Origin of the sequence: Thiocystis minor (genome assembly GCF_016653465.1) — a bacterium.
GTDB classification, from domain to species: Bacteria; Pseudomonadota; Gammaproteobacteria; order Chromatiales; family Chromatiaceae; genus Chromatium; species Chromatium minus.
On record NZ_NHSQ01000165.1, the window covers coordinates 5,414 to 7,227 of the forward strand.

Consider the following 1,814-nt stretch of genomic DNA (forward strand, 5'->3'; position numbering starts at 1 on the left):
CGAGCATGCCGGCGCCGAAGCCGTCCTGGAAGCCGAGGAGTTCACTCAGGCCCAAGGCCAAGGCTGCGGCCGTAACCGCCACCACGAGCGCCAAGACCACATAGCGCACGCCGTCCGCCGCAAAGGCACTGAAAAACGTGGGACCGGCCTGGATACCGACCGAGAAGATGAAGAGGGCAAAGCCGAAGGTGCCAGCCCCGACGGGCGCGACGAATCCCAGATGGCCAAAGAACAGGCCGACCACCAGGACACCAATGACGGGTCCCGCCTGAAGACCCGCAAGGCGGAGGTTGCCCGCCAGGTACCCGAGGCCGATCACCGTGAAGAGGAGCAGCATCGGGTTATCGCTCAGCAACGCAGAGAGATCGATTTTCATGGAGGGCCTCGGGTTGAGCCTGATGAGGGCGCGTCCAACCGACGCAATCGGGTCAAGGGTGAGACGGAGCGGATGCGGTTGTGTCGGGCGTCCCGCTCGGCTCCTGTGGCCGCGCCGACGGCACCGCTCTGAAAGCCGCGGGAATGGCCCGCACGGCCGCCTCCAGTGTCGGATAGTGGCGGTTCATGTCTCGGTGCTCCAGCAGACCCGCGCCCGCCACCACGGCTCGGCCTCGGTTCGCCGGCCCGCGCCGATCAGTTGGATGCCGCGAGGTGCCGAAAAGGGCGTAGGCCACCAGCGGCAAGCGACTCAAGTAGAGTCCGACGACCGGATCGAAACCAGCGAGTGGGGCATCGGCCACGCCCACCGGCAAGGCGACGGCGGCGAAGGACAGCCCTGCTGCGAGGTTATGAGGCAGAGCCGCGCGCTGGTCATGGAGCAGATCCGGCATCCCTGGAGCCCAGCGCCCGGGCGCGCGAGCCGCGCCGAGACGGCACCTGGGTGCGCCATACGCGCTACCTGAGCGCGTGCGCGAAGGCGTCGATGACAGTGGACTGCGGATTCGCCGTGCAGTCGTCGCGGACACGCTGCAATTGCTCGGAGACCCGCGCGTCATCAACGGTCGTTGCGTTGGCCCGCCCGGCGAGGTAACCGTAATAAAAGATCAGCGCAAAGGCGCGCTCTTCATCAGACTGCTGGGCGAGGTCATGACAGGTTGTCTGGGTGAAATCCACTTCAGTGACGCTGGTCTGCTCGGCGGCTTGGGTTGAGCCAAACAGCAGGATCGAGGTCAGGATGGAGACTGGAATCAGGTTGCGCATGGTCCGTTGTCCTCGTGCTCGGTTTATCTTAGCGATATAGGCAGCGCTCGAGCGTGCGGTCGTAGACCGCCCGCTTGCGCTCGATCTCTTTGCTCGCGGCCGCCGACTTGACGCCGCCGATCACGGCGCCCAAGGCCGCGCCGCGCTTGGCGGCCTTGCCGCTGTCGGTCCCCGCGATCCAACCGGTGGCCGCGCCCGCGGCCGCGCCGGCCAAGCCGCCGCGGATACCGCCGGCGACGATTCCCCCGGACGTCTGTCCGTCGTAACCGCTGATCTCCCGCGCCTCGCGGCGACAGCGCTCATAGCGGCTGTTCGTTTGTGCATCGGCGCTCGTCGCCATCAGCAGTGCCGCTATGAGCAGCACCGCCCCACCGGCCTTGTATTGGTCACTCATCACTCACGGGTCCTCGCACTGAGAAAGACGTTGGTGGTCTTGGGTTGGTCTTCCGGGCTCGGCGCTGACCTGCTGCCTGGCCTGATCCACGGATAACCCTGTCGGGATTGCGCTTAGCCCAGTCAGGACAATCGCTCCATGCCGCGCCGATCGAATGGCTCCGCGGACTCGGCGCTGAACGGCAGGGGGACTAGCGGCGCGCCACGCCCGCTCATCGGACTAG

4 protein-coding genes are annotated in these 1,814 nt (G+C 66.6%); all 4 read right to left on the minus strand.

The genetic code is table 11. The features are described 5' to 3' along the window. A partial coding sequence (locus CCR95_RS22295; RefSeq protein WP_201098614.1) for an aspartate-alanine antiporter-like transporter occupies positions 1-376 on the minus strand: 376 nt, incomplete at its 3' end. 52 nt (positions 377-428) lie between these two features. Continuing rightward, positions 429-827, minus strand: a complete 399-nt coding sequence (locus CCR95_RS25630; RefSeq protein ID WP_242523430.1) for a SulP family inorganic anion transporter — start codon at positions 825-827, stop codon at positions 429-431. A 64-nt stretch (positions 828-891) separates the two neighbouring features. Then, the gene (locus CCR95_RS22305) at positions 892-1,197 is read right to left on the minus strand and encodes an HdeA/HdeB family chaperone (RefSeq protein WP_201098616.1); all 306 of its coding nucleotides are present in this window, start codon (positions 1,195-1,197) and stop codon (positions 892-894) included. Between the two features lie 28 nt (positions 1,198-1,225). Further along, positions 1,226-1,591, minus strand: coding sequence for a hypothetical protein (locus CCR95_RS22310; RefSeq protein WP_201098618.1), 366 nt, complete (start codon positions 1,589-1,591; stop codon positions 1,226-1,228). Positions 1,592-1,814: the final 223 nt, after the last annotated feature.

Excerpts from the sequence above, each read along its gene's own strand:
- CCR95_RS25630 (WP_242523430.1), bottom strand. The coding sequence starts at position 827 with ATGCCGGATCTGCTCCATGACCAGCGCGCGGCTCTGCCTCATAACCTC.
- CCR95_RS22305 (WP_201098616.1), bottom strand. The coding sequence starts at position 1,197 with ATGCGCAACCTGATTCCAGTCTCCATCCTGACCTCGATCCTGCTGTTT.
- CCR95_RS22310 (WP_201098618.1), bottom strand. The coding sequence starts at position 1,591 with ATGAGTGACCAATACAAGGCCGGTGGGGCGGTGCTGCTCATAGCGGCA.